General features: G+C 51.6%; 23 protein-coding genes and 1 pseudogene. 18 read left to right on the top strand and 6 right to left on the bottom strand.

Annotated elements, in window-relative coordinates; all coding sequences use genetic code 11:
- Positions 1-34 precede the first annotated feature (34 nt).
- Together NYE69_RS19770 and NYE69_RS19765 are read left to right on the top strand one after the other, a co-directional pair.
- Positions 35-760, top strand: a complete 726-nt coding sequence (locus NYE69_RS19770) for a class I SAM-dependent methyltransferase (RefSeq protein ID WP_328271416.1) — start codon at positions 35-37, stop codon at positions 758-760.
- A 189-nt stretch (positions 761-949) separates the two neighbouring features.
- Positions 950-1291 carry a winged helix-turn-helix transcriptional regulator gene (locus NYE69_RS19765; RefSeq protein WP_036622894.1) on the top strand — a complete coding sequence of 114 codons (342 nt, stop codon included), beginning with the start codon at positions 950-952 and terminating at the stop codon, positions 1289-1291.
- Here the strand turns inward: NYE69_RS19765 and NYE69_RS19760 are convergent.
- Complete coding sequence (locus tag NYE69_RS19760; RefSeq protein WP_340927533.1) at positions 1285-1641, bottom strand: DoxX family protein; 357 nt, start codon at positions 1639-1641, stop codon at positions 1285-1287. The genes NYE69_RS19765 and NYE69_RS19760 overlap by 7 nt on opposite strands.
- Positions 1642-1983: 342 nt before the next feature.
- Here NYE69_RS19760 and NYE69_RS19755 point away from each other — a divergent pair, with 342 nt between their 5' ends.
- The 4 genes from NYE69_RS19755 (at position 1984) to NYE69_RS19740 (ending at position 6763) form a co-directional block, all read left to right on the top strand.
- Positions 1984-2994: an FUSC family protein gene (locus tag NYE69_RS19755; protein WP_340927532.1), complete on the top strand. Its 1011-nt coding sequence runs from the start codon at positions 1984-1986 to the stop codon at positions 2992-2994.
- A 128-nt stretch (positions 2995-3122) separates the two neighbouring features.
- Positions 3123-5456, top strand: a complete 2334-nt coding sequence (locus NYE69_RS19750; RefSeq protein ID WP_340927531.1) for a xanthine dehydrogenase family protein molybdopterin-binding subunit — start codon at positions 3123-3125, stop codon at positions 5454-5456.
- The gene (locus NYE69_RS19745) at positions 5443-6276 is read left to right on the top strand and encodes an FAD binding domain-containing protein (protein ID WP_328271412.1); all 834 of its coding nucleotides are present in this window, start codon (positions 5443-5445) and stop codon (positions 6274-6276) included. The genes NYE69_RS19750 and NYE69_RS19745 overlap by 14 nt, the downstream gene beginning before the upstream one ends.
- Before the next feature lies 1 nt (position 6277).
- Positions 6278-6763: a (2Fe-2S)-binding protein gene (locus NYE69_RS19740; RefSeq protein ID WP_328271411.1), complete on the top strand. Its 486-nt coding sequence runs from the start codon at positions 6278-6280 to the stop codon at positions 6761-6763.
- A gap of 89 nt (positions 6764-6852) precedes the next feature.
- On the opposite strand, the gene mprF is transcribed toward NYE69_RS19740, so the two are convergent.
- A complete protein-coding gene (mprF, locus tag NYE69_RS19735; protein WP_328271410.1) occupies positions 6853-9501 on the bottom strand; it encodes a bifunctional lysylphosphatidylglycerol flippase/synthetase MprF in 2649 nt (882 codons plus the stop codon).
- A gap of 195 nt (positions 9502-9696) precedes the next feature.
- Between mprF and NYE69_RS19730 the strand changes: the two genes are divergently transcribed.
- The 6 genes and pseudogenes from NYE69_RS19730 to NYE69_RS19705 all read left to right on the top strand — a co-directional run bounded on the left by NYE69_RS19730 (position 9697) and on the right by NYE69_RS19705 (position 16596).
- Positions 9697-10998 (top strand): bifunctional DedA family/phosphatase PAP2 family protein, encoded by a 1302-nt coding sequence (locus tag NYE69_RS19730; protein WP_328271409.1) that lies wholly within the window; start codon positions 9697-9699, stop codon positions 10996-10998.
- 112 nt (positions 10999-11110) lie between these two features.
- Positions 11111-11500, top strand: coding sequence for a MerR family transcriptional regulator (locus NYE69_RS19725; RefSeq protein ID WP_328271408.1), 390 nt, complete (start codon positions 11111-11113; stop codon positions 11498-11500).
- A 15-nt stretch (positions 11501-11515) separates the two neighbouring features.
- Positions 11516-12472, top strand: a complete 957-nt coding sequence (locus tag NYE69_RS19720) for an aldo/keto reductase (RefSeq protein WP_328271407.1) — start codon at positions 11516-11518, stop codon at positions 12470-12472.
- Between the two features lie 135 nt (positions 12473-12607).
- Positions 12608-14282: pseudogene (locus NYE69_RS19715) on the top strand (spore germination protein).
- Positions 14283-14306: 24 nt separating this feature from the next.
- Positions 14307-15410, top strand: a complete 1104-nt coding sequence (locus tag NYE69_RS19710; RefSeq protein WP_328271406.1) for a GerAB/ArcD/ProY family transporter — start codon at positions 14307-14309, stop codon at positions 15408-15410.
- Positions 15403-16596, top strand: a complete 1194-nt coding sequence (locus tag NYE69_RS19705) for a Ger(x)C family spore germination protein (protein WP_340927529.1) — start codon at positions 15403-15405, stop codon at positions 16594-16596. The genes NYE69_RS19710 and NYE69_RS19705 overlap by 8 nt, the downstream gene beginning before the upstream one ends.
- An 88-nt stretch (positions 16597-16684) precedes the next feature.
- Here NYE69_RS19705 and NYE69_RS19700 read toward each other — a convergent pair whose 3' ends face one another.
- The 3 genes from NYE69_RS19700 to NYE69_RS19690 are packed head-to-tail and all read right to left on the bottom strand — an operon-like array spanning position 16685 to position 19172.
- The gene (locus NYE69_RS19700) at positions 16685-17476 is read right to left on the bottom strand and encodes a DJ-1/PfpI family protein (RefSeq protein WP_328271404.1); all 792 of its coding nucleotides are present in this window, start codon (positions 17474-17476) and stop codon (positions 16685-16687) included.
- Between the two features lie 2 nt (positions 17477-17478).
- The gene (locus NYE69_RS19695; protein ID WP_328271403.1) at positions 17479-18123 is read right to left on the bottom strand and encodes a DUF2306 domain-containing protein; all 645 of its coding nucleotides are present in this window, start codon (positions 18121-18123) and stop codon (positions 17479-17481) included.
- 14 nt (positions 18124-18137) lie between these two features.
- On the bottom strand, positions 18138-19172 hold the full coding sequence (locus NYE69_RS19690; RefSeq protein ID WP_328271402.1) for a DJ-1/PfpI family protein: 1035 nt from the start codon (positions 19170-19172) through the stop codon (positions 18138-18140).
- 163 nt (positions 19173-19335) lie between these two features.
- Between NYE69_RS19690 and NYE69_RS19685 the strand changes: the two genes are divergently transcribed.
- The 3 genes from NYE69_RS19685 (at position 19336) to NYE69_RS19675 (ending at position 22224) form a co-directional block, all read left to right on the top strand.
- Complete coding sequence (locus tag NYE69_RS19685) at positions 19336-20022, top strand: response regulator transcription factor (RefSeq protein ID WP_328271401.1); 687 nt, start codon at positions 19336-19338, stop codon at positions 20020-20022.
- Between the two features lies 1 nt (position 20023).
- On the top strand, positions 20024-21370 hold the full coding sequence (locus NYE69_RS19680) for a sensor histidine kinase (RefSeq protein ID WP_328271400.1): 1347 nt from the start codon (positions 20024-20026) through the stop codon (positions 21368-21370).
- A gap of 116 nt (positions 21371-21486) precedes the next feature.
- Positions 21487-22224, top strand: coding sequence for an SDR family oxidoreductase (locus NYE69_RS19675; protein WP_328271399.1), 738 nt, complete (start codon positions 21487-21489; stop codon positions 22222-22224).
- An 86-nt stretch (positions 22225-22310) separates the two neighbouring features.
- On the opposite strand, the gene NYE69_RS19670 is transcribed toward NYE69_RS19675, so the two are convergent.
- The gene (locus NYE69_RS19670) at positions 22311-22859 is read right to left on the bottom strand and encodes a TetR/AcrR family transcriptional regulator (protein ID WP_328271398.1); all 549 of its coding nucleotides are present in this window, start codon (positions 22857-22859) and stop codon (positions 22311-22313) included.
- A 145-nt stretch (positions 22860-23004) separates the two neighbouring features.
- On the opposite strand from NYE69_RS19670, the gene NYE69_RS19665 reads away from it, so the two are divergent.
- From NYE69_RS19665 to NYE69_RS19655, 3 genes are all read left to right on the top strand, one after another.
- Positions 23005-23925: a ketopantoate reductase family protein gene (locus NYE69_RS19665; RefSeq protein WP_328271397.1), complete on the top strand. Its 921-nt coding sequence runs from the start codon at positions 23005-23007 to the stop codon at positions 23923-23925.
- Positions 23926-23963: 38 nt separating this feature from the next.
- Entirely contained in the window at positions 23964-24911 is a 948-nt protein-coding gene (locus NYE69_RS19660) for a helix-turn-helix transcriptional regulator (RefSeq protein WP_328271396.1), read from the top strand.
- 70 nt (positions 24912-24981) lie between these two features.
- A complete protein-coding gene (locus tag NYE69_RS19655) occupies positions 24982-25524 on the top strand; it encodes a DinB family protein (RefSeq protein ID WP_328271424.1) in 543 nt (180 codons plus the stop codon).
- Positions 25525-25550: the final 26 nt, after the last annotated feature.

Below are 25550 nucleotides of genomic sequence, written 5' to 3'. Positions count from 1 at the left end.
AGACTAACTGGAAAAGGTGGTGAATTGATTATTCATGCACTATTTGGAAATGTTGTCTAGATTAGGCGAAGGGAGTGCCCATCCCGGCGGATTTGCGGCAACGATCGAGCAATTTAACAAGTATAAACCGTCGGTGGATGGGACCATTCTGGAAATCGGCTGCGGTACGGGAAGAACGGCGTGTTATTTAGCCGAACAGGGGTATCGGATCGTTGCCGTGGACATACAGCCTGACATTTTGGCCAAAGCGAAAAAGCGGGCATCCGCCATGGGGGTGGAAGTGGATTTCCAGCTTGCCGACGCTCATGCCCTGCCTTTTTCCGATGAATCCTTCCATGCCGTCCTGGTTGAATCCGTCACTAATTTCACGCAAGCTGAGCAATCGTTATCCGAGTATTTTCGGGTGCTGAAATCCGGGGGGGTATTTTACGATCGCGAGATGTTTGTCCGGCCTTCGGCCCCTGCGGAAATCGTATCGGAGCTAAGATCATTTTTCCCCGCGCCTTCGATCATGAATAAGGATGAGTGGAGCGTGATATTAACGGACCGCGGCTTCACTCGTATCGAATTTCTCGAAATGAGCGAGATGGGGGATGACAAACTGGGGCAACAATACGAATATCCCGATGATCATCAAATCATTGATGAAGGGTCCTTTCTGGACAACAAACTGATGGAGTGCGTATTTCGTTCCTCGGATCTTATTATCGATAATAAAGAACATCTGGAGTTTGGGATTATTAGAGCTTTTAAACCATAAGAGTAAACTGGGTCCGCGCGCGCGGACTTTTTTTTGCATTATCGAATTTCATCCACCGTATGGGTTTGCGCGGGGAGATCCTTGAACAAAGCTACTTGCGGGCATATAATCGGATCTAGAGTCTATTCCGGTAATTAGATGCTGATTTTAACTATAGTATCTATATATGCACCTTTGGTGGGGGATGAAATGGTTTTAAATTGTAAATACGAAGCGGTGTTGGAAGTACTTTTCGGTAAATGGAAAACCGTGATTTTATTTAATCTTTTTTCCAATGGTACAATGAGATTCAGCGAACTGCAAAAAGCCATTCCGGACATTACCAAAAAGATGCTGACGCATCATTTAAGAGAATTGGAGTATCACGACATCGTTCATCGGGAGGTCTATCAGCAAGTGCCCCCGAAGGTTGAATACTCCATTTCGGCTTACGGAAGAAGTTTGCTGCCTGTATTGCTTGCCATGAACGAGTGGGGGATGGCTCATGGCAAGCATTTGACTGAGCTATATGGGGAAGAGTCCGGTCAGTAGAAACGTCCGACCGTTACAAACACAGCCAGCGCTAAAAAAACGAGATTGGGGATCACGTCTTTCATCTCTTTTCTCTTGATATGAAGCGCGACGGCCAGAGTCAAAATCACGGAGGCGCCTAGCGCCGCTAATGGTGTAAGCCAAGGGAGTATTCCCGTTAATTGCGGCAAGATTACTCCCAAACCCGCCAAAAGATCCACACAACCAACAAATGTTACAAGTGCTTTCGGGGAGTCTTTTACCCAAGGCCACATCTCGTATACCTTGTTATACATAAAGAGTTTCATCCAGCCCCCCATCAGGAAAATCAATGCCAATAAGATCTGCACAACCCATAAAGCAACATTCATTCAAGTTCACTCCTCTTTTTTATTGGCGCAATTTTACGCGTTGAAGAACTTAAGTTGCATCATAAAGCATTGCGCTTGTGCGAACAATTAGGCACTTTATTTAAACAAGGTATCGAAAAGTAAACCATGCGAGTTTGACGGTTGGAAAAGTCAATGTTAATATGAGTGACCAAAAGGCTAAAGGGACTTCAAGCAAAAATAGTTCCGAAAGCGGCGGCGAAATGATTAAATTGCAGCTGGTCAAATCGAGGATAAAAATAATTCTGAAGGGATAAAAACGGCGCGGATACCATATTCTACATGTGATGTTTAACGAATTTTTGGCAAAACGGAGGGCGTGCTTTGACCGAACAAACCGAGGAAAAAGTGCGAAATATCGGCAAGCTTATCGTATTTATCGCCAAAATATCCGCCGCTTCCGGAGTCGCGTGGGAGCTCGCCAAGCTGGCCGGGTCGAAGCACCCTTACCTGGCGCCGCTGTCGGTGATTTTATGCGTGCAAACCACGATTTTGCAATCCGTCCGGTTCTCGCTTCATCGGCTGCTCGGTACGGTGATCGGTGTTGCCTTGACGTTATGGGCCGCCGATCATATGGTCTTAAACGGCTGGACGCTGGCATTGCTCATTGCCCTGGTTTGCGGATTCGCCTTACTGATCGACAGGAAGGAAAGCGTCCTTCATCAAGTGGCGTTAAGCGTGCTGCTCGTTTTTGCGCTGCAAAAACAATCCGGCCTTTACGGGCTGGACCGCATTCGCGATACGTTTATCGGCATAGCCGTCGGGCTCGCCGTCCATATGCTCATATACCCGCCGAATTTTGTCAAACCTGCTGAACGCAAAGCTTTGGCACTCATGAAAAGCTTATCGGAGCGGTTTAGCGAAGCGGCTGACTGGATTCAAAGCGGTTGTTCCGACGAGCAAAAAAAGGCTGTTCAATCGGCGCTGCGGACATTTGGGGAAAACCTGTTTCAATTAGAAAAACAAATGGAGCAGGCGGCGGAAAGCATCCAATTCAATGTGACCGCACCCGCAAGCCAAGCCTTGGTGCGGCAAAATCAGAATAGAATCGCTATGATGAAGCAAGGTACGGCCTATTTGGAAAATACGCTGAACGTTGTTTCCGAATGGAACTCCACAGGGACGCTAGGAGAACCCGAACGGAAACAATGGGCTGGCCTGCTGAGAACGATCGGCTTATACTGGATCAACCCAAGTCCCAAATCGGCCGATCTTTCTGTGTCGTCGCTCGAACTGCGTCGGATTGACGCTATGCCGGACGAGCCTCTAAGGTATTCGTCAGCCATTTTTACGGATACGTCCGCGCTTCTTAAACAACTTTATCGGCTGTCCTGATTCGCGGCACCCCTTATAATGGGGTGTCTTTTTTTGCGCTCTAGGAGCATAACGATTTGTCCCGATTCGTATAATGCAGTAATTTGCGCAAAACCGTGCGGAGCAACATTCGAAAGGAGAGGGCGGCTTTGGAAGTCATCGGCAGAAGTATTCCGAAAAAAGAGTCCTGGGATAAGGTAGCAGGCGCCGCTTTATACACGGGCGACCAAACCGATACACGGATGCTCCACGCCCGTATGGCGATAAGCCCGTACGCCCATGCGCGGATCGTCGAGATCAACACGGACGAGGCCCGGCAAGTTCCGGGGGTTCGCGCCGTGTTGACAGGGGATTGCAGCGATGTTCTTACCGGGGAAGAAATCCGCGACAGGCCCATCATCGCCAAAGACCGTGTGCGCTTTTACGGGGAAACCGTGGCTGTGGTGGTCGCCGATACGGAAGTACAGGCCCAGCGTGCGGCGGATTTGATCCGAATCCGGTACGAGCCGCTGCCGGTAGTGAACTCTCCGGTGGACGCCTTGCGAAGAGACGCTCCGCTTATTCACGAGAAGCTCGGGGAGTATGAAGCGGCGGCAGGGGTTATGCCGATCCCCGGAACCAACATCGCCAGCCTGCTCAAGGTTCGCAAAGGCGACCTGAGAGTGGGCTGGAATATGAGCGAGGTCGTCATAGAAAATACAGTTTCGTTCGTACCGTCGGACCATGCGGCGATGGAAACGCGGAGCGCTGTCGCGGAGATCAAGCCGGACGGCCATATTCACATTGAATCGTCGACGCAGGCTCCTTTTGCCATCAAACATTATTTGGGCCGTTTTTTTAATATCAATCCCGGTTGGATTGTGGTGACCACCCCGTTCGTCGGAGGAGGTTACGGCGGCAAGGCTGCGATCCAGCTGGAGCTGGTCGCTTATATCGCTTCGCGGGCGGTGGGCGGCCGCAAAGTTAAAATCATCAACACGCGGGAAGAAGATATGCTGACTTCGCCGGGGCATATCGGCCTCGACGCCACGGTCAGGCTGGGCAGCACGGCGCAAGGGAAAATCACCGCGGCGCATATCGTGTACCGGTTCGACGGCGGCGCTTACAACGATAAATCCAGCGACGTTGCCCGGGCAGCCTTGATCGACTGCTCCGGGCCGTATAGAATCGAGCATTTGTATTGCGACTGCTACACGTTGTACACCAACCATCCTTACGCTTCGGCATTTCGGGGATACGGGCATGCGGAACTGACCTTTGCCATAGAGCGGGCGATGGATGCGCTGGCGGAAAAACTCCGCATGGACCCTTGGGAGCTGCGCATGCGGAATATTGTCGTGCCCGGCGACACCGCGCCCTCCAAAGATGTGCTGACGGAAAGCAGTCTGGGCGACTTAAAAACCTGCATGCACCGTTTGCGTACGTTGTCCGGCTGGGACGAATGGCAGGTGAGGCAGGTGGGTGCGAATAAGATCCGGGCCAAGGGAATCAGCTGCTTCTGGAAAAATTCCTCCATGGACCCGGATGCCAGTTCGGGGGCGATCATTTCCTTCAATCGGGACGGCAGCGTAAATCTGGAGACCGGCGTCGTGGAGATCGGCACCGGCACCAAAACGGTGTTGGCTCAAATCCTGGCGCAGCGATTGAAGATGAGTCCCGATAAGGTGCACGTGAAGTTTAAGGTGGATACCAAAATTACGCCGGAGCACTGGAAAACGGTGGCTAGCCGCGGCGTTTTTTTGGCGGGACGCGCGGTGCTTAAAGCGGCGGACGACGCGATCGGGCAGCTGCTGAAAATCGCCGCCTGCGTGCTCAGGGCTGATCCGGACGATCTGGAGCTGGGGTGGGAACGAGTGTTCGTCCGGGCCGACCCGAGCTTGAACGTCAGGATCGAAGAGATTTGCTATGGCTACAGATATCCGAACGGAAATTCCATCGGCGGCCAAATCATCGGCCGAGGTAATTATATCCAGCGGCGGATGAACATGACGAACCCGAAGACCGGGGAAGGCACACCGGGGCCGGAGTGGAACGTAGGGGCTCAAGCCGTGGAAATTGAGCTTGACACCAGGGATTATTCCTACCGGCTGCTTAAAGCGATTTCCGTCAACGACGCGGGCAAAGTGCTGAATCTTAAAGCGGCGCTTGGCCAAGTGATGGGCGCGATGTCCATGGGGCTAAGCTTTGCCAACCGCGAGACGTTTTTGTTTAGCCCTGACGGCGCCGTCTATAATCCAACGCTTCGTGATTATCCTTTAATCCGTTATGGCGAAAACCCGGATTATGTGGTGGAATTTATCGAAAGTCCGTGCCTGGATGGGCCCTACGGCAGCCGCGCGCTGGGCGAACACGGGCTGATCGGCATGCCTGCCGCATTGGCCAGCGCCTTATCGCGCGCTGCGGGAGTGCAGCTGAATCAATTGCCTCTTTTTCCGGAAACGATCTGGAGGACAAGAAGGGGGAAGCAGAATGATTCCCTATGACTTCGAATATTACCGGCCGGCTTCCGTAAATGAGGCCGTTAACCTTTATCGGCAATTGGACACACAGGGCAAGCGGCCGCTTTATTGGTCCGGCGGCACCGAAATCATCACCTTGGGCAGGCTTAACCAAGTGATTACAGGGGCCGTGATCGATCTGAAGGCGATCCCCGAATGCCGCGAGATGTCGGTTCGGGAGGATAAGCTGATTCTCGGGTCCGCGCTGACACTGTCCGAACTATACGATTCCCGGGTGTTTCCTCTGCTTGGAGAAACCGGGGGCGAAGTTGCCGACCGCACCTCCCGCAATAAAATTACGTTCGGCGGCAATATTTGCGGGCGGTTTATTTACCGTGAAGCGGTGCTTCCGCTGCTCTTAACCGATAGCGAAGTGCGGATCGCCGGCCCGGCGGGGGGAAGACAAGCGCCGATTACCCAAGCGTTCGACCAAACCCTTCAGCTTGGAAAGGGAGAATTCCTGGTGCAGACGGTTACGGAGGAAAGCTATAGGAGAATGCCCTATATCACCATAAAAAAACGAAAAGTAGCCGCCATCGATTATCCGGTCGTCACTGCGGCCGCGATTCGCACCGGTTCCGGGATTCGCGTCGCTTTCAGCGGGGTGTGCGCTTTTCCTTTCCGCTCGGAAGCGATTGAAGCCCGTTTAAACCTGCGGGACATCCCGCTGAAAGAAAGGGTCGAGCAGGCCATTGCGCTGTTGCCGGCGCCAATCCTGAGCGACATTAAAGCTTCGGCGGAATATCGCGGGCTCATTCTGAAGCTGACTTTGGAAGACATATTGAAAGCGTTGGGGGCGGAATAATATGGCGGATACGAAACGTTACGGGATGGCGCTGGATCTGGATGTGAACGGCGAGATACGGACCGCCGCCATTCGTCCCGCAGACTTGCTGCTGGACACATTGCGGGATTCTTTGGGTTTAACCGGCTCCAAACCGGGCTGCCGGAACGGAGACTGCGGGGCCTGCACGGTACTCGTCGACGGCATACCTATGAAATCCTGCCTCATGCTTACCGTTGAAGCGGCGGGAAAAAAGGTAACGACCATCGAAGGCCTTTACGATACGAAGGTCCAAAGGGAGTTCGTGGAAAAGTTCGCCTTCCAGTGCGGCTACTGTACTCCCGGCTTTATTATGAATATCTATGCGCTGGCACGAACTCATCCCGATGCGGATCAGGCGACGATCACAGACTGGCTGCAATCCAACATCTGCCGGTGTACGGGTTACGCTGAAATTCATCAGGCCGTCGTTTCGGTGCTGGGCCGCCCTTCTGCGGCGGAGAATTAAAACACTATGGGCGGCTATCCAAGATGCGCCATCCCAAGAGATGCAACGGCTGCTTTCATGGGACGGCGCATTTTTACATTTATGTAACCCTAGCGGCCTTTTTTCGGCCGCCGTGCGATCAATATGACCAGTTCGACAAGCAAAACGGGCAGTGTCACGCGGGCGGGATAAGCCAGGTAGCGAGGCTCCCAGCGCGGCGAGAATTTTTCTTTATAATGACGAAGTCCTTTAAAGCCGTACCAGTGGCCTCCGTAATTGTATACCCGATTCGCCAGTTTTTCCTCGCGCAAAGCCATATTCGCTTGGCCGACGCTTGAAAGGGGGGCCATTCCCAGATTAAAGACAGCGTACCCCTGCTCCCGCGACCACTCTAACAAGCGGATAAACAGGAAGTCCATCGTTCCGTTCGGGGTTTTGCGTAAATGGCGCATCAGGTCTACGGACATGGTCCGCCGATCGTCATAACTTGGAGCAAGCGATGCAAAAGCGATCTCTTGCCCGTCCGCCGCCGCAAGTATGGCAATCGGAGATTCCTGCAAATACGCAGGATCAAACCAGCCGAGTGAAAATCCTTTTTCCCGGCGGCCGTCCAGCCACTCGTCCGAAATGCGGTGAAGCCGGCTGAGCAGCTGCGGATCGTGCGGAGGCTGAAGCACCTCCAAGTGAAAGCCTTCCCGTTCAAAGCGATTTTTCACATTGCGCAAACTGGTATTGGCTTTTCCGGCTAACGTAAAGTTTGCCAGGTCGACCAGCGCTTCTTCGCCCAGTTTGAAAAATCGGTACCCGTGTTCATGGTAAATCGGCAGGTTAGCGGGAGATACCTGATAGAACACAACTTCCAGATCGTATAAATCGGCAAAGCGCTGACATTCCTGAATCCCGTCGTAAAGAAGCGGTGCGGGGCCGATGGGATCGCCCAACACCACGAATTTGTTGCGGATGAGCGAATACGGAAACAGGACGCGTCCGCCGCAAGCCCAAAAAAAGCTTTTGTCGCCGGCAAACAGCATGTGCGTCAGGAGATTGCCGCCGGTTTCGCCGAGGAAGCCGCGCAGCTTGTCCCGCTCCGCTTCGGTCGCCCCATGTGCAACAAGCCTGTTAGGGCGGAGAATGATCGCAAGCGAGAGCAGAATCCAAGTAACGGCGAGCCCGGTTATGACCGCAACGGTATGCTCGGTCGGATTCAGAATGAGATGAAGATACCGCTCGTGACCCGGCGGCAGGTGTTTGAAAAACGGCGGCTGCGTCCCCGAGGCGATTGCTTCGTACAACAAAGCTACGATAACTGTGGAAACCGCCCATGTCGCCATGGTGCCGCGCCCGATCGGGGCCCCGAGCCGATAAAACCGTTTGCGCGACACATAAAGCAGGAAGGCGATCAATATTAGAAAAATCGCTTCCTCATAGTCGAACGCCTTGGTGAAGGTAAACAGGATACCGGCGCCCAGCAGACCCATCGTCCACTGGTAAGCCCGCTTGATCCGCCGGGAGATTCCCCAGGAAAGAACGATCAGCATCAGTCCGATGATCACGCTCAATTGATGGGATAACCGCATCAGCGGCAGGGACAGGAGTTGCTCGGCCAATCGCAGCCGATAGAGAAGCCCGGGCGTCGCCGCCGACAGCAGCAGGATCACTCCGCTGAAAAAAACCAGCTTGCCGAGCGCCCACGCCCCGATTTCCGAAAGCCATGCATATTGGCCGGGAAACTCCCAGAACCGCTGCCAGGCGTTCAGCGATTTTTCAACCGTTTGCGTATTGGCCTCCGACGCTTTGCGCCGCTCGTTCGCAAACTCGAATACCCCCATAATAAGGCCGATCAGCCAAGGAATGATGTAATACATCATCCGGAATAAAACGAGCACGGCGGCGGTTTTTTCGGGCGCGTAGCCGAGCGCCTGAAGCCCAAGCAGCGCAATCAGGTCAAAACCGCCGATACCGCCGGGAGCCAGGCTGACCAGACCGGACGCAGCGGCGATGGTGTAAATGCCAAGTCCGGTGCGGAACGACAGGTCCGGCAGCAGGGTCGAAGCGATCATCCAAAAGGCGACGCCGGATAATACCCACTCTATCAATGAGACCGCCACGGACGCGGCGATCGTGGAGAAGTTCATCCGCGGCAGATCACGGTTCAGCCATTTGGTATAAAAGGACGAACGCTGAAAAAGGACGTAGCCGGGCAGATAAAGGGCAAGCGCCCAGACGGCATACAGCGTCCAGGGGTGGGAACGGGTGACCGCATCGATCGGAAGCAGTCCGGCCAGATCTCCCCAGGCCAGCAGAGATATGCCCGTAATGGTGATGGTCGACAGGAAAGCGATGGAAGCCGTGATGGTCGCAACGGAAATTCCGCGGCTCCGGTATAGATAGGTTCGCAGAGCCGCTCCGGCTATTCCGGCGAACCCGATGACATTGTTTGAAGTATTGGCGATCCATGCAAAACGGAACGTCGTCCAGCGCCCGATCGGGAGCCGGAAATGGCGGCGAAGCACAAACTCGTAGCCGCTCACCGAGGCGACGGCGGCAAGGGACATGGCGATGAGCAGCAGAACCCTGGACGGCTCCAGGCGGTGCAGCACACGGAGGGTGGCGGCCCAGTCAATGCGGCGGAACTCGGCCTGGCCGGCCCAAATAATCAATCCGATAATGATGATAGGTATCAAGATTTGTACGATTTTTAAACGGTACAGCGTCGTAAATAATTTTACAGTCTTCAGTCGTTGGAACGTCTTTTGCATGATAGATAACCCTTCCTCTACTCCCATCAATTTCTGCGTATTCAAGTATACCCTTTATGGACGCGATTAAAAAGTCCGCAAACCATCCGGAAGATTGCTTCGGGCAGGAAAGAAGTGCTAAAATCCGGTGTAAACACTAGCAAGGCGGCTAGCATTTTTGCAAACTGTCTTTTTTGCATCCGGAGGAGATCAACCTTGGAAATCCTAACTTACTGGCTTGAGCATTACGGGTATGGAATAATCTTTCTGCTCCTGTGCCTGGAAATGCTGGCGCTTCCGCTGCCGGGTGAAATGTTGATGAGCTACGTCGGACTATCGGTCTATGAATCCAAACTGAACTGGCTGCTCAGCATCGTGTCAGCGAGCTCGGGTGTCTTGGCCGGTATAACTCTCTCGTATTGGATAGGTTACAGACTGGGAAGGCCATTTATCGTTAGATACGGAAAACACGTCCATCTTACGGAAGAACGGGTGAATCACTTAACCCTCTGGTTCGAAAAATATGGCGCCAAGCTGCTTTTTATCGCTTATTTTATTCCGGGAGTCCGGCACATCACCGGTTATTTTTGCGGCATCACACGTTTGCCTTTTCGGAGATACGCGCTTTTTGCCTATTCCGGTGCGATCTTCTGGGTGAGCTTGTTCATTTCCCTGGGCAAAGTGCTTGGCCCTAAATGGGAGCAATATCATTCGACCGTCAACCGGTACATGATCATCCTGGGCCTTGCTTCGGCCTTACTTACCGGCATTGTCTTTGTGTACCGTAAGTATAAGCGAAACATGGTCGAAGCGTTAATGCATTTGCTCACGCAAGGCGTCCGCCGCTTTAATTCGTTCGGTAAGGTCCGGTTTCTGCTGCTGACTTCTTTCACCGTATTCGTTTTATTTTTCTCGCTGATGCTTGGTGTAATTCAAGACTTTTTGGCCCATGAATTCGGGCAGTTCGACGAGATTGCCTCCTATCTGGCGGCAGCCATCTTCGGGCCGAAATGGACAAGTTTGATGAATGCTGCGGCGATGCCCGGAACGCTTTATTTCTACGGGCCCGTGTTAGGACTCACTACGCTATGGATCGTGCTGCAAAGCAAGGAGCGCAGGCTTGACCTGGCCTTTCTTGTTTGGGTCGTAGCGGGCGGGGAATTCTTGGGCCCCATTTTGGGCCTCATTTTTCAGCGTCTGGGACCGGTTGCGGCAGGTGTTCAGCCATTCCATACATTTCCCAGTGGAGAGACGCTGATCTCGATCACGGTATACGGGTTTTCGGCCTTTCTGCTGCTGCGTTATGATCAAAACCGCTATATTCGTGTGCCTGTTGTTCTTGGGGTCATACTCATCTGCCTCGCGGTTGGGGTCAGCCGTGTTTATTTCAGGGAACAGTATCCAAGCGACGTCTTTGCGGGGTATGTCTTCGGCGGTGTATGGATCAGTTTTAACGTCATATTGCTGGAGATTCTCCGGAAGCTGCGAAGCATTAGGAGACCTTCTGTAAATGAATAAAGCGTGGGGCAGGGAATCAGGAATAGCTGGATTTTGCAGGTTTTCCTGGTGCAATGCCTATTGACTTAGAGCGCGCTCAAACTTGTAGACTACCTGACAGGAGGGGATACACATGAAAGAGAAAGAGTTGACGATTCAACAGGCTGCCGAGCTCACCGGTTTAAGCGTACATACACTGCGATATTACGAGCGGATCGGCCTTATGGACCCGATACCACGCGCCAAGAATGGACATCGGCTTTATCGGGAGTACGATTTCGAATGGATCGTATTGCTCGCAAGGCTCCGGGCTACGGGCATGCCGATTGCGCAGATGAAGCAATTCGCCGAGTTCATGCGGCTGGGAAACGCGGGCATTCCGGCACGCAGAGAAATGCTGGAGAAGCACGAGCAGAAGCTGCATGCCGAGCTTCAAACGATTTGGCAAACGCTGGACATGCTGCGGGATAAAATTGATTACTATCGATCCTGGGAAGCGGAGACTAAACTTGAGCAAGGTTAACAAGGAGGATGAAGCATGCAACAACATTCATTAGGCGCCGGCGGAATCAAGGTCAGCGCATTTAGCATGGGATGTCTCAACTTTGGCTCCAAAACGGATAAAAAAACTTCTTTTCGTTTGCTGGATCGTTACGTCGACGCCGGAGGCAATTTTCTGGATACGGCCAACAACTACGCTTTCTGGAACGAGGGATGTATCGGCGGCGAAAGCGAGTCGCTGCTTGGCGGGTGGTTGAAGGAACGGAAAAACAGAAGCCGAATCGTCGTGGCCACCAAGGTGGGCGCGAAGCCCAGGTTCCCGGGCGCGGGATTCGATCAAATAGAAGGCCTGGGCCGCAAAGCGATTGAAAAGGCGATAGACGAAAGCCTGCAGCGGCTGGGAACCGACTACGTGGATTTGTACTATGCGCATATTGACGATACCGGCACCGAGTTGGAGGAAACCTTGGAAGCGTTTGATCGCTTGGTCAAATCCGGCAAGGTTAGGGCGATTGGCTGCAGCAACTACCGGCTGCCGAGGCTCCGTGAGGCCATGGCGGTCTCTAAAGCCAACGGCTGGGCATCCTATTGCTGTATCCAACAACGGCATACTTACTTGCGCCAGCGAAAGGATGCGGATTTCGGTTTGCAAGTCAGTACGGATGACGATATGCTTGCATACTGCAAGGAGAATAAAGATATTATGCTTCTCGCGTATTCGCCGCTGCTTGGCGGTTTGTATGACAAGGAGAATGCCGAGCTTCCCGATGGTTACCGGAACGAAGCACAATTGAACAGATTGCAGGCGGTAAGGAAGCTGGCGAAAGAGACGGGACACACGCCAAATCAAATTGTGCTTGCTTGGATGCTGCAAAACGCCCCGGCGGCCTTACCGCTTGTTGCCGTGAGCGATTCCGTTCAGTTGGAAGAAAACTTAGGCGCGTTGGATATCCGGCTAAGCTCCGAACAGCTTGATGATTTGAATCTGGCGTAAAACATAAGCATGGCGTTTTGGCGCGCACTGCCTGACCGGGCAGTGTTTTTTTATTTCCGGCCACCTGGCTGGTGTGCATCTAACTTCTAATTTCTGGGTAAATTAAAGAAAACCATTTTCCTAAGGGTGTTTCTTGTGTGGTCTAAAATCGCAGCCTATATTCCTGACTGGACGATCTTTGTGCAGGCGGGGTTCACCTTGCTGGTTCCTATCGTCATGTATGCTTTGCACCGCTGGCTCCGCTCGGTCGTAACGGGTTCGCAAAACCAGTCCGGGAACGGAAGCGGGGCAGCGCTCGCCGACGATTCGCCGTCATCCCGGGAAAAATCCGGCCCGCCGTTATCCGGAGATTATGAAACGGATCTCATGTCCATGAAAGAGACGATCGGCGGCAATGACGACGTGCATTTCCGGGAATATGAAGTCACGCCGTTCGGCGTGCGGGCGGTGTTGATCTACGTTGACGGAATGCAGGAGGAACAGCTGATCGATACCCATGTTTTGCAGGTGTTGATGTCGGACGCCGCTCAAGATGCGGAACAAAAACCGAAGCGTCCGCCTGAAGAGCTTGCTTCGTACTTTAAGGAAAAAACGCTGCCGATCAGCGAAATTACCGAAGTGACCGAGACCCGCCGCCTAAGCGAAGCGATCTTGACGGGATATACGGCCTTGCTGGCGGAGGGGATGCCCCATGCTTTGCTTGTCGGTGCCCCGAAGGGGAAAACCAGATCCATCGAGGAGCCGATTTCGGAAGCGCTGCTGCGCGGGCCAAGGGTAGGTTTCACCGAGGTATTAAGCGATAACACGGCGCTGCTCCGGCGCCAGGGACGTACGGAGCAAATGGAAATCAAAAAATACGTCGTCGGCAACGTCGTTAAAAAAGACCTGGCGGTCGTCTATATGAAAACGATTGTGAATCCCGATTTGCTGCAGGAAGTGGAGCGGCGGATCGCCAAAATAAATTTGGATTATATCGCCGAGTCCGGTTATGTCGAGCAATTGATCGAAGATGATATACTGAGTCCTTTTCAGCAGGCGCAAAATACGGAGCGGCCGGACCGGGTCATGAGCGCCCTGATGGAAGGAAGAATCGCGCTGCTTCTGGACGGAACGCCGTTTGCGCTCATTGTTCCGGTGACGTTCAGCATGCTGCTGCAGTCTCCCGAAGATTACTATGAACGGTGGATGGGCGGATCGCTTTTGCGGACATTGCGTTTTTTTACCGCGTTTATGTCCCTGATGATTCCTTCGCTGTATATTTCATTTATTTCTTTTCATCCCGGGTTGATCCCGACCGAATTGGCTATCACGATTATCGAGACCCGCCAAAGGGTGCCCTTTCCTTCGCTGATCGAAATTTTGATCATGGAAGTCTCGATTGAAATTTTGGGAAGCGGGGGTCCGGCTGCCCAGGCCGATCGGCTCCGCGATGGGCATCGTCGGCGGCCTGATCATCGGAGAAGCGGCGGTCCAGGCGGGCATTGTCAGCCCGTTTCTGGTTATTGTCGTCTCGGTAACCGCCATCGCCTCGTTTTCGATCCCGATGTACAGCGCGGGGATTACGCTGCGCATTTTGCGCTTTGCGGGGATGTTTTTTGCCGCTGTGCTGGGCATATTCGGAACGATCCTGTTTTTTCTGCTGCTGTGCAGCCATCTTACCAAATTGGAAAGCTTTGGGGTGCCTTATGTAACTCCAGTCTCGCCGCTCCGGCTTCGCGACTGGAAGGATTTGTTCATCCGCGCGCCCCTGACGTTAATGAAGCGCAGACCCGCGATGTTGAAGACAACCCGTGAGCAGCGCAGATCCTAAACTGGCCAATCAGGAGGGGCTCATGTGTTTACACGCTCTGATGACAAAATCACGACATCGCAAGCGGTTGTATTTTTGACCGACAGTATCCTGGGGGCCGGCATTCTGACTTTGCCCAGGAGCGCAACCGAAGAAGTACAAACCCCGGACGCCTGGTTATCCGTTGTGCTGGCCAGCGTCCTTGCGCTGCTGGTGGTGTTCATCATGATAAAATTGAGCCAGCAGTTTCCGGGGAACACGGTTTTTGAATTCTCCCAAAAAATCGCCGGCGTCATCCCGGGCAGTGCTTTGTCTGCGCTGCTCATCGTTTTCTTTATGATGATGGCCGTTTTTGAAATCCGCATGTTGGCGGAGGTGACGATCTTTTATTTGCTCGAGGACACTCCCATCTGGGCCATTATCATTCCTTTTATATGGGTGGCGGCCTATTTGATTTCCGGAGGAATCAACTGCATTGCCCGGTTGTTCCAAATTATTTTCCCCGTCAGTATCCTGGTTTTGGTCTTCAGCCTGTTTCTCAGCTTGAGGCTGTTCGATATCGATAATATGCGTCCATTGCTCGGGGAAGGTTTGCCCCCTGTAATGGCGGGCTTGAAATCAACACTGCTCAGTTTTGCGGGCTTCGAAGTCGTGCTGATTTTGGTCGGGCATCTGCAGCATCCCGAGAAAGCGGTCAAAAGGCTGCTGCCCGGAATGAGCATTCCGATCGCATTGTACCTTTTCACAACCGTAATTGTTGTGGGAGGTATGTCGACCAGCGCCGTATTAAGAAGCACCTGGCCGACGCTTGATCTTCTGCGAAGCTTTGAAATCAGCGGATTGTTTTTCGAACGGTTTGAATTTCCGTTTATGGTGATTTGGATCATGCAGATGTTTTGCAATTTCACCAGCAATTTTTTCGTCGTCTCCCTGGGAGTATCGAACGTTTTCCGCATCAAGTTCCCTGCCGTTCTATTTGCGCTAATGCCGGTGATTTTTATCGCGGCGCTCTTGCCCAAAAGCATCAACGACTTACTTGGACTCGGCGGAGCAAACGGAATCATGAGCGTCATCGTGTTCGTCTTGGTGACCCTGCCGTTATCCGTCATATTCCTCATCCGGAAGAAAGGACTTAAACAGCATGCGTAGACGGCGTATTCTGTTTCTGGTTGTTGCCGCCGGTTTGCTTGTTGTGCAAACGGGGTGCTGGAGCAGTAAAGAAATTGAAGATTTAAGCATGTACGTCGGATTGGCTTTGGACGTAGGGCGGCCGGCCGCCCTTGAACAGCAGCTGGAGAAACAAGGGGGAAGTTATCCTAAGCGGAATCTGATGACGGCCACCGTCCAGATCGTTCCGATGAAAACTTCCGGCGGCGGCAAACAACAAGCTGGGGAAGGCAAAGAGCCGGAATTTCTGAATACATCGGAAACGGGCGACTCTCTTTTCGAGATTATGCGGCAGTATTCGCTTCGCCGGCAGCGCGCGGTCATCGGCCATCACCTGAAAGTGATCGTCATATCCACCGAACTGGTCCAAAAGCAAAACTTGGACAACCTGCTGGAGTTCGTGCTCCGCGATAACGATATTCGTCCGAGCTGTATTGTGCTGCTTAGCCAAGGGCTGGCGCGGGATACGTTTGAAGCGGGACAGTCCGGCGAAATCCCGGCCTTCAAGTTAAAGGACCTGCTGCGCGGCCATTTTAGAACCGGTAAAATCTTGAAGGAAGTTAATTTGACCAGGCTGGATAGTCTGCTGGGCTCCAAGCGCAGCTTTATCCTGCAGGAGGTTGTGGCAGGGGATGGCGAGACGGAATTTTCGGGTGCCGGTATTATTAAAGGGGAGACCGGACGATGGATCGGTTCGCTGGACCAGACGGATGTGGAAAGCATTTCCTGGATAAAAGGGGAAGTGCAGGGTGGGGCTATTAAAAGCTATGACTGGCATAATGAACCGATCACGTATGAGGTTGAATCCATGAAGAGCAAAATAACCTCCCGGGTCCGGGATAACCGGCTTTCGTTTCATGTCAAGATCGAATCGGAAGGACGGATCATCGAAAATTGGGATGTTTTGGAGAATCCGTCCAAACCTGAATATCAGGAGAAAGTGAAGAAGATATTTGAAAAAAGGTTGTCCCAAATGCTCGAAACGACGTTGCAAAAAATGCAGTCGAAATACAAAGTGGATGCCGCAGGATTCGGCGACCGCGTAAAAATTCAGCATCCCAAATACTGGAGAAAGGTGGAGGACCACTGGGACGAGGTCTTCAGTCAAACGCCGGTGACCTTTGATATCCAATTTACAATCACGGATTATGGTTCATCCACAAAATAAACCCTTGCTGATGAAAATTGAAAACTCCGGAGAGGTGAAGCTGACGTTTTATCTCCGTCTCTCCGGAGGTACAAATAGCAGCAAACGGTTATTTTTTGTCAGACGTTGCCTGGCTCGCCGTAAAGTCGATCGGCGCAAGACCTTCCGCTTTCCATACCGTGCCTCTACGCTCGTACTCGAATAGATGTTCAATTTCATTGGTGATTTGCGGCCCTAACTCGCGTTCAACCAAATACAAAGCCACTTCAAGTCCGGAAGTCACGCCTCCACCGGTCACTAAACGAGGATTATCCACCACGACTCTGGCGTCAACCGGAATGGCGCCGGTAGCCGCTAAAGCCTTCAAGCCAATCTGATTGGTAACCGCATATTTATCTTTCAACAAACCGTCCATAGCCAGCAGCAGTGAACCTCCACATACGGTAGCCACCGTGACTTCTTTATTGTCCATAGCTTCTTTAATCTTCTTCGTTACTCCTGTACCCATGGTTTTCGCCAATAGATTCGGAATGGAATCTTCCGAATTTCCCGCCGGCTTGCCCGCAGCTCCAGGCACCAAAATAATGCCCGGAAGATTTGGATCTAAAGCGGCTTCCGCTTCAAGGGAAGGCCCGTTCAACCCGCTCGGAACGGAACGCTTGCCTTCCATGGATACCAATTCCACAGTAATCGCGCCTCCGGAGTACATTCCCGCGGCAGCGAATACTTCATAGGGTGCCATGACGTCCAGCAGATCGAACCCATCGAATAATACGATTTGGACATGTACACTTTTGTCCTTTGATAATGCATGATTCTCTTTTGTATTCGCACTTGCTGCAGGAACAACCAGACTTAGAACTAATGCAAACGATAAGAGTAATCCCCAAATTTTTTTCATCCTTATACCATTTCCTTTCGCTTGGATGGACCGATCATTCTAATGATGATGCCGGGAATGACCAGCAGCAGCACTATGGAGCCATAAACGCCAATAGTGTAGCTGGTTACGTAAACGAGACCAACCCCCTGATGAAATAGGGTGGTGATAAGATGAATCAGCATATTCGTAAAACAAAAGGCGTAGCTTCGGATCATCCAGTTCCGGTGCTGCGTAATCCGTTTCCTTTTGATTTGCACAAGCGCCATAATCGTAATAAACAGCCAGATCAAATTCAGCGCATTAAATCCCATGCTGCCGATTCTTCCGCCGGTGGCGTAAGGCGCCATATATCCGGAAGTCAGCACGATAAGCAGCACGGACACGATATAAACGTAGCCGTTAATTCGATGGAACCTGCGGCTTTTTTCAAAGATTCGACTGGAGAAGTTGAGCAGCCCCGCCGCCATGGCAATGCAGGCAAAGGCAACGTGAATGTACATCACGTTTAACCAAACGGGAAGATTAAGCTCGCGTTTCAGACCGGTTTTATGGCTTAAAAATTCCGCGGCTCCCGGATCGAGCCAATAATTTTTCACCAGAGAATAAATGATGAACAGAGCGCTGGCCGCGGCCAAAAGTCCGTATAATGTTTTCCGTATGTTCATGTGATCCCCCCGGCTCAAGAAACCCGTTTTCCGGTTAATTTGGATGACGGCAGCATGCCGGCCTTGGCGACGCCGATCAGGTCATCTCCGTCTACGACGGCTTCGAATTTCAGATTTAAGCGCAGTGGTTTCATGATCCGCAGCGACCAGGTAAGCTTGCCGTCCTGCAGGACGGGGTCCAAAAACGGGACCGTCTCATTCCCTTGTGTTGCGTTGCCTTCGATCCCCCCGTTGCTCGTTGAGATGGAGAGTTTTACCTGCATTTTCCCCACGGGCGTAACGATCGTCGCGTCCCAGTCCCCCTCGAAGACGGATGTCTGGGCGATTTGGTTATCCCCGGCAGTATAAGGTGCGGGCGCTTTATCCGCCGCGATGTTCGGTTCGCCGGCCGCCTTTTGCTTCTGTCCACCGGGCGCCAGTCCGGTTTCCCTCCAGACCGTTCCCCTCCGTTCAAATTCGAATAACTGCTCTACCGCGTGGGCGATACGCGGTCCAAGCTCACGTTCCACCAGGTACAGCGCTACATCGAGTCCGGAAGTTACGCCGCCGCCGGAAACGAGGTTGCCGTCATCCACGACCCGTGCCGGGACGGGAATCGCTCCGGTTGCGCCAAGTACAGCCATGCCCAAATGATGGGTTACCGCCTTTCTGCCTTCCAGCAGCCCTCCCATGGCCAGCAGCAGGGAACCGCCGCATACGGTGGCGACGACGATGTCTTGTTGCCTGAAGGCTTGCTCCATCAGTCCGGTCAATTCCGTTTGCGCCGTTCTGCTCAAAATGGCCGGGATCGAATCGGGGCCATCGCCTTCGACGTCCCCCGCCGCGCCAGGCACGAGAATGATCCCCGCCTGCTGCGGATTAAGCCGGCCGCTGGCTTCAATTTTCAACCCGTTGACACCGCTGGTCACGGACCTCGGCCCTTCGGCGGTGACGAACTCTACGCTCACCGCGTTTTCGGCATGCCTGCCAGCGGCGTTAAACACCTCGTAAGGGGCGATGGCATCCAACAGGTCGAAGCCGTCAAACAACACAACTTGAACGGTTAGCATCAGTAAATCCTCCTAGTTCAAAGTAAATCCAATCATAACAAACGAATATCTCAAACAAAGCTGTAAAAAGGTCACAAAACAATAAACAATCCATCACAAAACATAAGGGTTTGTCAGTTCTTTCCGAAAAGATGATAAACTAGGGGATGAAGGTGGGATACTGATGAGCTCATTCCATACGATACTCGTCGTAGACGACGACCAAAGTATCGTTGAACTATTAAGGGACTTTTTGGAGAACGACCAATTTCAAGTCATCACCGCGGGCGACGCCGCTGAGGCATGGGCTTTGTTGGAGCAAAACTCCGTCGATTGTATCGTTCTCGACATCATGATGCCGGGGCAAAACGGGTTTGAGCTGTGCCGGCGGATTCGGGCGGAAAGCAGCGTGCCGATCCTGTTCCTTAGCGCGCGCAGCGACGATGTGGACAAGATTCGCGGCTTGACGCTCGGCGGCGATGACTATATCGTCAAAACCGCTTCGCCCGGAGAGATCGTGGCCAGGGTAAAAGCCGTCTTGCGGCGCACCGCTGGGGGCCGGCAAGCGGATGGGAGAATCCTCGATTACGGCCGCATCAAGTTAAACTTGTCGACCAGAGAAGTGCTGGCGGACGGGAAAAACGTCGTGCTCACGCCCAAGGAATATGAGCTGTTGCGATTATTCGCCGAGCACCCGAGACATGTGTTTTCCTATGAACAACTGCTCGCAAAATTTTGGGATGGGGTGGGCGATCGCCATACGATTCGAGTTCATCTCAGCCGGCTGCGCGAAAAGATCGAATCCGATCCGAACCATCCGGAATACCTGGTAAACGTATGGGGAGTAGGGTATCGCTTTGAGGGAGGATAAAATGAGAACACTTCGCATACGCACGTTTACTTTGCTTTGCTTCTTGTTCATCCTCTCATTGCCGTGGATATTCTTTCTGACAGCTCACTTTATGGAAACCAAAACGCTAAGCATCGCAAACAGCGGGCTGCAAGATGAAGCGCTGCAAGCAAAATTAAACGGGATCATTGACAGGATTGAAGCCGGTTCGGACAAGTGGAGGGATCCTATTTGGCAGACAAAGCTGCATGAAGAGCTGCGGAAAGCGAATATGGATGCGGCTATTTTATCGGCGTCGGATCAGGAGATTTACCGGTCCAACCCGGAGCGCCGCGGCTCGCTGCGGTCTACGGAACGGATTTCCGTCATTGAGGACGGTCATTTGCTGGGAAGGGCGGTCATTTATCTGCCCAAGTCCAATACCGTTCAAATGATTTCGGCGTTTGCCGGATTTTTATTGGCATTTTTTATTATCGCTGTTGAAATGCGGCGGTTCCTGCTTAAACCGCTCGAGAAGATGGGCAATGCGGCCAGACAAATTGCCGCGGGAGATTGGGATGTGCGGTTGCCCCGGTCCAGGATTACGGAAATCGCTGAAGTCCGCGACGGATTTGAAGCGATGGTAAATGGGCTGCAGCAGTCGTACCGGAAACAAGTGGAATTGGAAGAGGAGCGCCGGTTCGTGATTGCCGCGGTCGCGCATGATTTACGGACACCGCTGTTCGCGTTGCGCGGTTATTTGGACGGTTTGGAGCAAGGAATTGCGGAATCGCCGGAGAAAATGGCAAAATATTTGGCGGTTTGCAAGGAAAAATCGGCACAATTGGACCGTCTCGTCGAGGACCTGTTCACCTTTACAAAGATGGAGTATTTGGAGGCGGAACTGAACAATAACTCGGTTGATTTTAAACTTATACTCCAGAAGGCGGTAGACAGTCTGAGCCCGCTAGCCCGGCAGAAGCGGATCTCGATTTCAAACCATGCCACGGACGATTTGCTGATTAGCGGCGACGCACACCTATTGGAGCGTGCCATAAACAATCTGTTGGATAATGCCGTCAGACATACCCCTAATGGCGGTGAAATTGTTGTTCAAAGTTATCAAGAGGGCGATAAAGTAAAGTTTACAATCCGTGATACGGGGCCGGGCTTCTCTTCGGAAGATCTGGAGCGCGTTTTCGAACCTCTATACCGCGGGGAAGCATCCCGAAGCCGGTCCACCGGAGGCAGCGGATTAGGATTAACCATTTCACGAAGAATTGTCAGGCGCCATGGAGGCGAGCTTACCGCAAGCAATCATCCCGACGGGGGTGCATTGCTGGCCGGCTGGATACCGGCGGCTGTTCCGGATTTAAACGAAGAGAATTAGGCAAGGATTGAACAGGTATGTTCTAACGGGATCATTCAAGCGCTTATTATAATGAACTTGCAAGGTTGACTCCGGCGATCAATCGCCTAGCCAAAATCAATAAAGGAGAGACTAATATGAGCTTGAATGGAAAAGTTGCCATCGTCACCGGGGCGTCAAGAGGGATTGGAAGACAAATAGCCCTCCAGTTAGCGCAGTCCGGGGCAAAGGTGGTTGTCAATTATTCTTCGAATCCGGAAAAAGCGGACGAGGTAGTAAAGACAATAGAGCAGTCCGGCGGGGAAGCGGCCGCAATCCGTGCCAACGTCGGCAACGTCAGCGAAGTCGAGGCGTTGTTCGCCGCGGCGCTCGAGAAATATGGGCGCGTGGATATCCTCGTCAATAATGCCGGCATCATGGAGTACAAGGCATTAGGAGATGTAACGGAGGAGATGTTTGACCGGCATTTTGCCATTAACGTGAAAGGGACATATTTCGCCTGTCAGCAAGCAATGAAGCATATGGAAAAAGGCGGGACGATCATCAATCTATCGACCTCCGTGGCCGGCGCCATGCTGCCGACTTACAGCGTATACGCGGCGACAAAAGGCGCGGTCGAGCAGTTGACCCGCCAATTGGCAAAGGAATTCGGCCCTAAAGACATCATCATTAATTGCATTGCCCCGGGTCAAGTATCCACCGAGTTATTTTTGAACGGCAAGTCGGAGGAGCTGATTGATTCGTATCGGCGGATGAATGCGTTTGGACGGCTTGGCGAACCGGAGGATATCGCGAATGCGATTGAGCTGCTCGTTAGCAACAAAGCCCGGTGGATTACGGGACAGACGATTCGCGTAAACGGCGGCTTCAACTAATATTGAAAGAGGTTTCCTGAAAAAGATGGACGAACTCGGCGCAGAAGCGCCTGAGGTTCGTTCATCTTTGTTGAATGGCAGATTTATTATTTAGAATAGGGGGTAATCCCCTTTGTATACAGGTTGTCCACTAACTTGAAAAATTCTTCTGATGATAAATCCTTTTGTCGCTGGAGCCAAAGACGAAATAAAGAAAGGGATGTTGAGAGGTAAAACTCAATCAAGTACGGCGTTATGGACTGGTTTTGCGGAATGTTTAATTCCAATCTATTCAAGGCGATTTCCCTTTTTAAACGATTTAAAAACCGAGTGCTTCCATAATCGCCCAGGAGGGCACTGAGAGTCGAGAGATACTCCCTTTTGTCCAAACAATGGAGCGCATTTTGGACCGTGTGCATCGATAACTCTTTATTCGCCAATTCTTCTTTTATGTAGTTCAACAAATTATTTTCAACAAAGTCTAACAGTTCGTAAATATCAGAAAAGTATTGATAAAATGTACTGCGGTTATATCCTGACTTATTCGCAATCTCTTGAATGGAGATTTTTTCAATCGGCTTTTGGCGATATAACTCACAAAAAACATCTATAAAGATTTGTTTTGTTTTCTCCGTTATTTCTGGCTGCTTTTTCATTTTATACTCCTATTCGAACAAAAATATCATCCGACAAATAATAAAAAACTGATGGTTGATGTAGGAATAATAAAGATCTATGATCACATTATACAACATGTTGTCTGATGATTAAAAGGAGATGTTGAAAAATAGGGGTGGTTTTATGTCAGCAAAACAAAATAGAGTTTTAATTTTTGGTGCAGGTGTTATAGGCAGCGCATACGCAATCAAATTCATTGAAGCAGGAGTTGACGTCACTCTGTTTGCGCGTTCTAATAGATATACAACATTGAAAGAAAATGGCCTTCAATATTATGCAAAAGGTGCGGTTAAATCTATAAAAGTAAATGTCATTGATACGCTTGAAAATGATGATGTATATGATTTTATTTTCGTTACAGTTCGCTACGATCGATCCGAATCAGCGTTGTTAGCCTTAAAAGACAATCAAAGCAAAAATATTGTTACGATGATCAGCAATTCAATGGGATTTTCTTCGTGGCTGGATATTGTTGGAGATAGACTTTTACCAGCTTTCCCCGGTGCCGGCGGACAGATTAAAGATGGCATTTTGTATGCCCGGTTTCCACCACAGGTTCTAGTGGCTACTATGTTTGGAGAAATTAATGGTTTAGTGACAGAACGTGCGGAAAACCTGGCAAAATTATTTGAAACAGCAAAACTTCCCTACGCCATTAATAAGGATATGAAAGCTTATCTAATCACACATTCAGTATCGGACATTGCCATGCTTAGTGTTTTGCATTCTGAAGATAAGATCGTTGATGAAAAAACAGCTAAAACCAGAAAAACGGCACATAAAATAACAATCACTTTAAAAACGTATTTAAAGGCAATCCAAAAAGCTGGCATTGCTATTAATCCATCTGCACTCAAAATTGTGCTTAAATTCCCTAATTTGATTTTGGATTTTTTCTTTATGATATGGCTCCGGACTAAAATGGTTAAGGATATGATGTTGCCGGACTATGCGAGTAGCGCAAACAATGAAATTGTGCGGTTGAATAACGATTTATTGAAGTTTTTAAATCAAAATGATATCGATCTGGAAATACATGCTTAGTGACAACGTTTAATTATTCGAGGCGAGGGTAAAAGAACATGAACAAAACCGAACGGCAGCTCGCCATAACGCTTGAACTGCAGCGAAGCAAGGTGCTCCGGGCTGAGGATTTGGCGGCTCATTTCGAGACAAGCGTGCGGACGATATACCGCGACATTCAAGCCTTGAGCGAAGCGGGGGTTCCGATTGTCGGAGCTCCCGGGCAGGGTTATTCCTTAATGGAAGGATACTTTTTGCCGCCGGTCGGATTTACCGCGGAAGAGGCCGTGGCCTTGCTTATGGGGACGGATTTTATAGAGCAGAGGCTGGATAGCGATTACGGCAGGGTGGCCAAAGCGGCCAAGCGCAAAATCGAAGCGATTCTCCCGGAGCCGGTGCGCGGCGAGTCGGCGCGCGTACGGGAGACGATGCGGCTCCTTCGTGCCGGCGAACCGGTAACCGGGCGGAAGGAGAAAGACTATCTCGGCCAAGTAAGACGCGCGATTTTGGAGCGGCGTAAAATAAGCTTTACGTATCTGAAAAAAATCCCGGAAGCGGGCGGGGGCAGGGAGAGCAGGCGGGAGGCCGCGCCATACGGGCTGACGCTCGTACAGGGGAATTGGGTTTTGGTCGCGCGCTGCGAGCTGCGGCAGGATATCCGCCATTTCCGCTTGTCGCGGATGACGGAGCTTGCCGTATTGGAAGAACGGTTTTCCATGCCGCCCGGGTTTAATCTAAGCCGTTATCGCCCGCCGAATGACCGTAACCTGCAGGTGCTGGTTCGGGTGAACCCCGATATCGCCGACAAAATCGCCGAGACCGTTAATTTTTATGTAGAAGAAATTGAGGAACGGGAGGACGGACTGCGGGTCACTTTTCGCGTCCGGCAGTTGGAGGAACTGCTGCCATATGTCCTCGGTTGGGGCGGGGAGGTCGAGGTGCTGGAACCGGATTCCCTCCGCCGCCGGATTCGGGAAGAGGCCGAAAAAATTTTAAAACGCTACTGACACGCTGTTGTCAGTAGCGTCTTTTTATAATGGGAGTATATCCATGATTGAAGAGGAGTTGTTTGTAATGATGAGAAGTACGGCTGAGGCATTGCAGGCGTTTGAAGCAACGGTGGAACGGTATTTGAGCGAACTGGAAAACCTCGATATGGAGCAGCTGCTGAAAAAAACGGATGAGGAGGAATGGTCCATCGGGCAAATGTACATGCATTTGATCCAATCGGCGCAATTCATGCATTTGAGCCATATCGACCAATGTTTGGCCGAAAGCGAAGCAACCTTGGTCCATACGGGGGAAAAAACGGAGCAGGGCAGGGCGGTATTCAAACTGGGGAGCTTTCCGCCCATTCGGATTCGGGTCCCGGCTTCGCCGCAATACACGCCGCAGCAGCCGGAGAGCAAGCAGCAGCTGTCGGAAGGGCTGCGTGGTGTAGCGGAGCGGATGAAACGCACCGAACCCGCTTTGAGTCAGGCGCCCGAACACAGCAAGATGCCGCATCCCAGACTTGGCCCGCTGAACGCCAAGGAGTGGTTTTTGCTGATCGAGATGCATTACCGGCATCATCTCCTGCAACTGGACCGTTTAAAGCGGGAGTTGAATTTGCAAGCATAACCAGCAGCTATAAGTTTAATAATATA

Origin of the sequence: Paenibacillus sp. FSL R5-0527 (assembly GCF_038008055.1) — a bacterium.
Taxonomy (GTDB): Bacteria; Bacillota; Bacilli; order Paenibacillales; family Paenibacillaceae; genus Fontibacillus; species Fontibacillus macerans.
The sequence above is the reverse complement of the archived record's forward strand: the minus strand, read 5'-3'. Positions and strand labels throughout refer to the sequence as shown.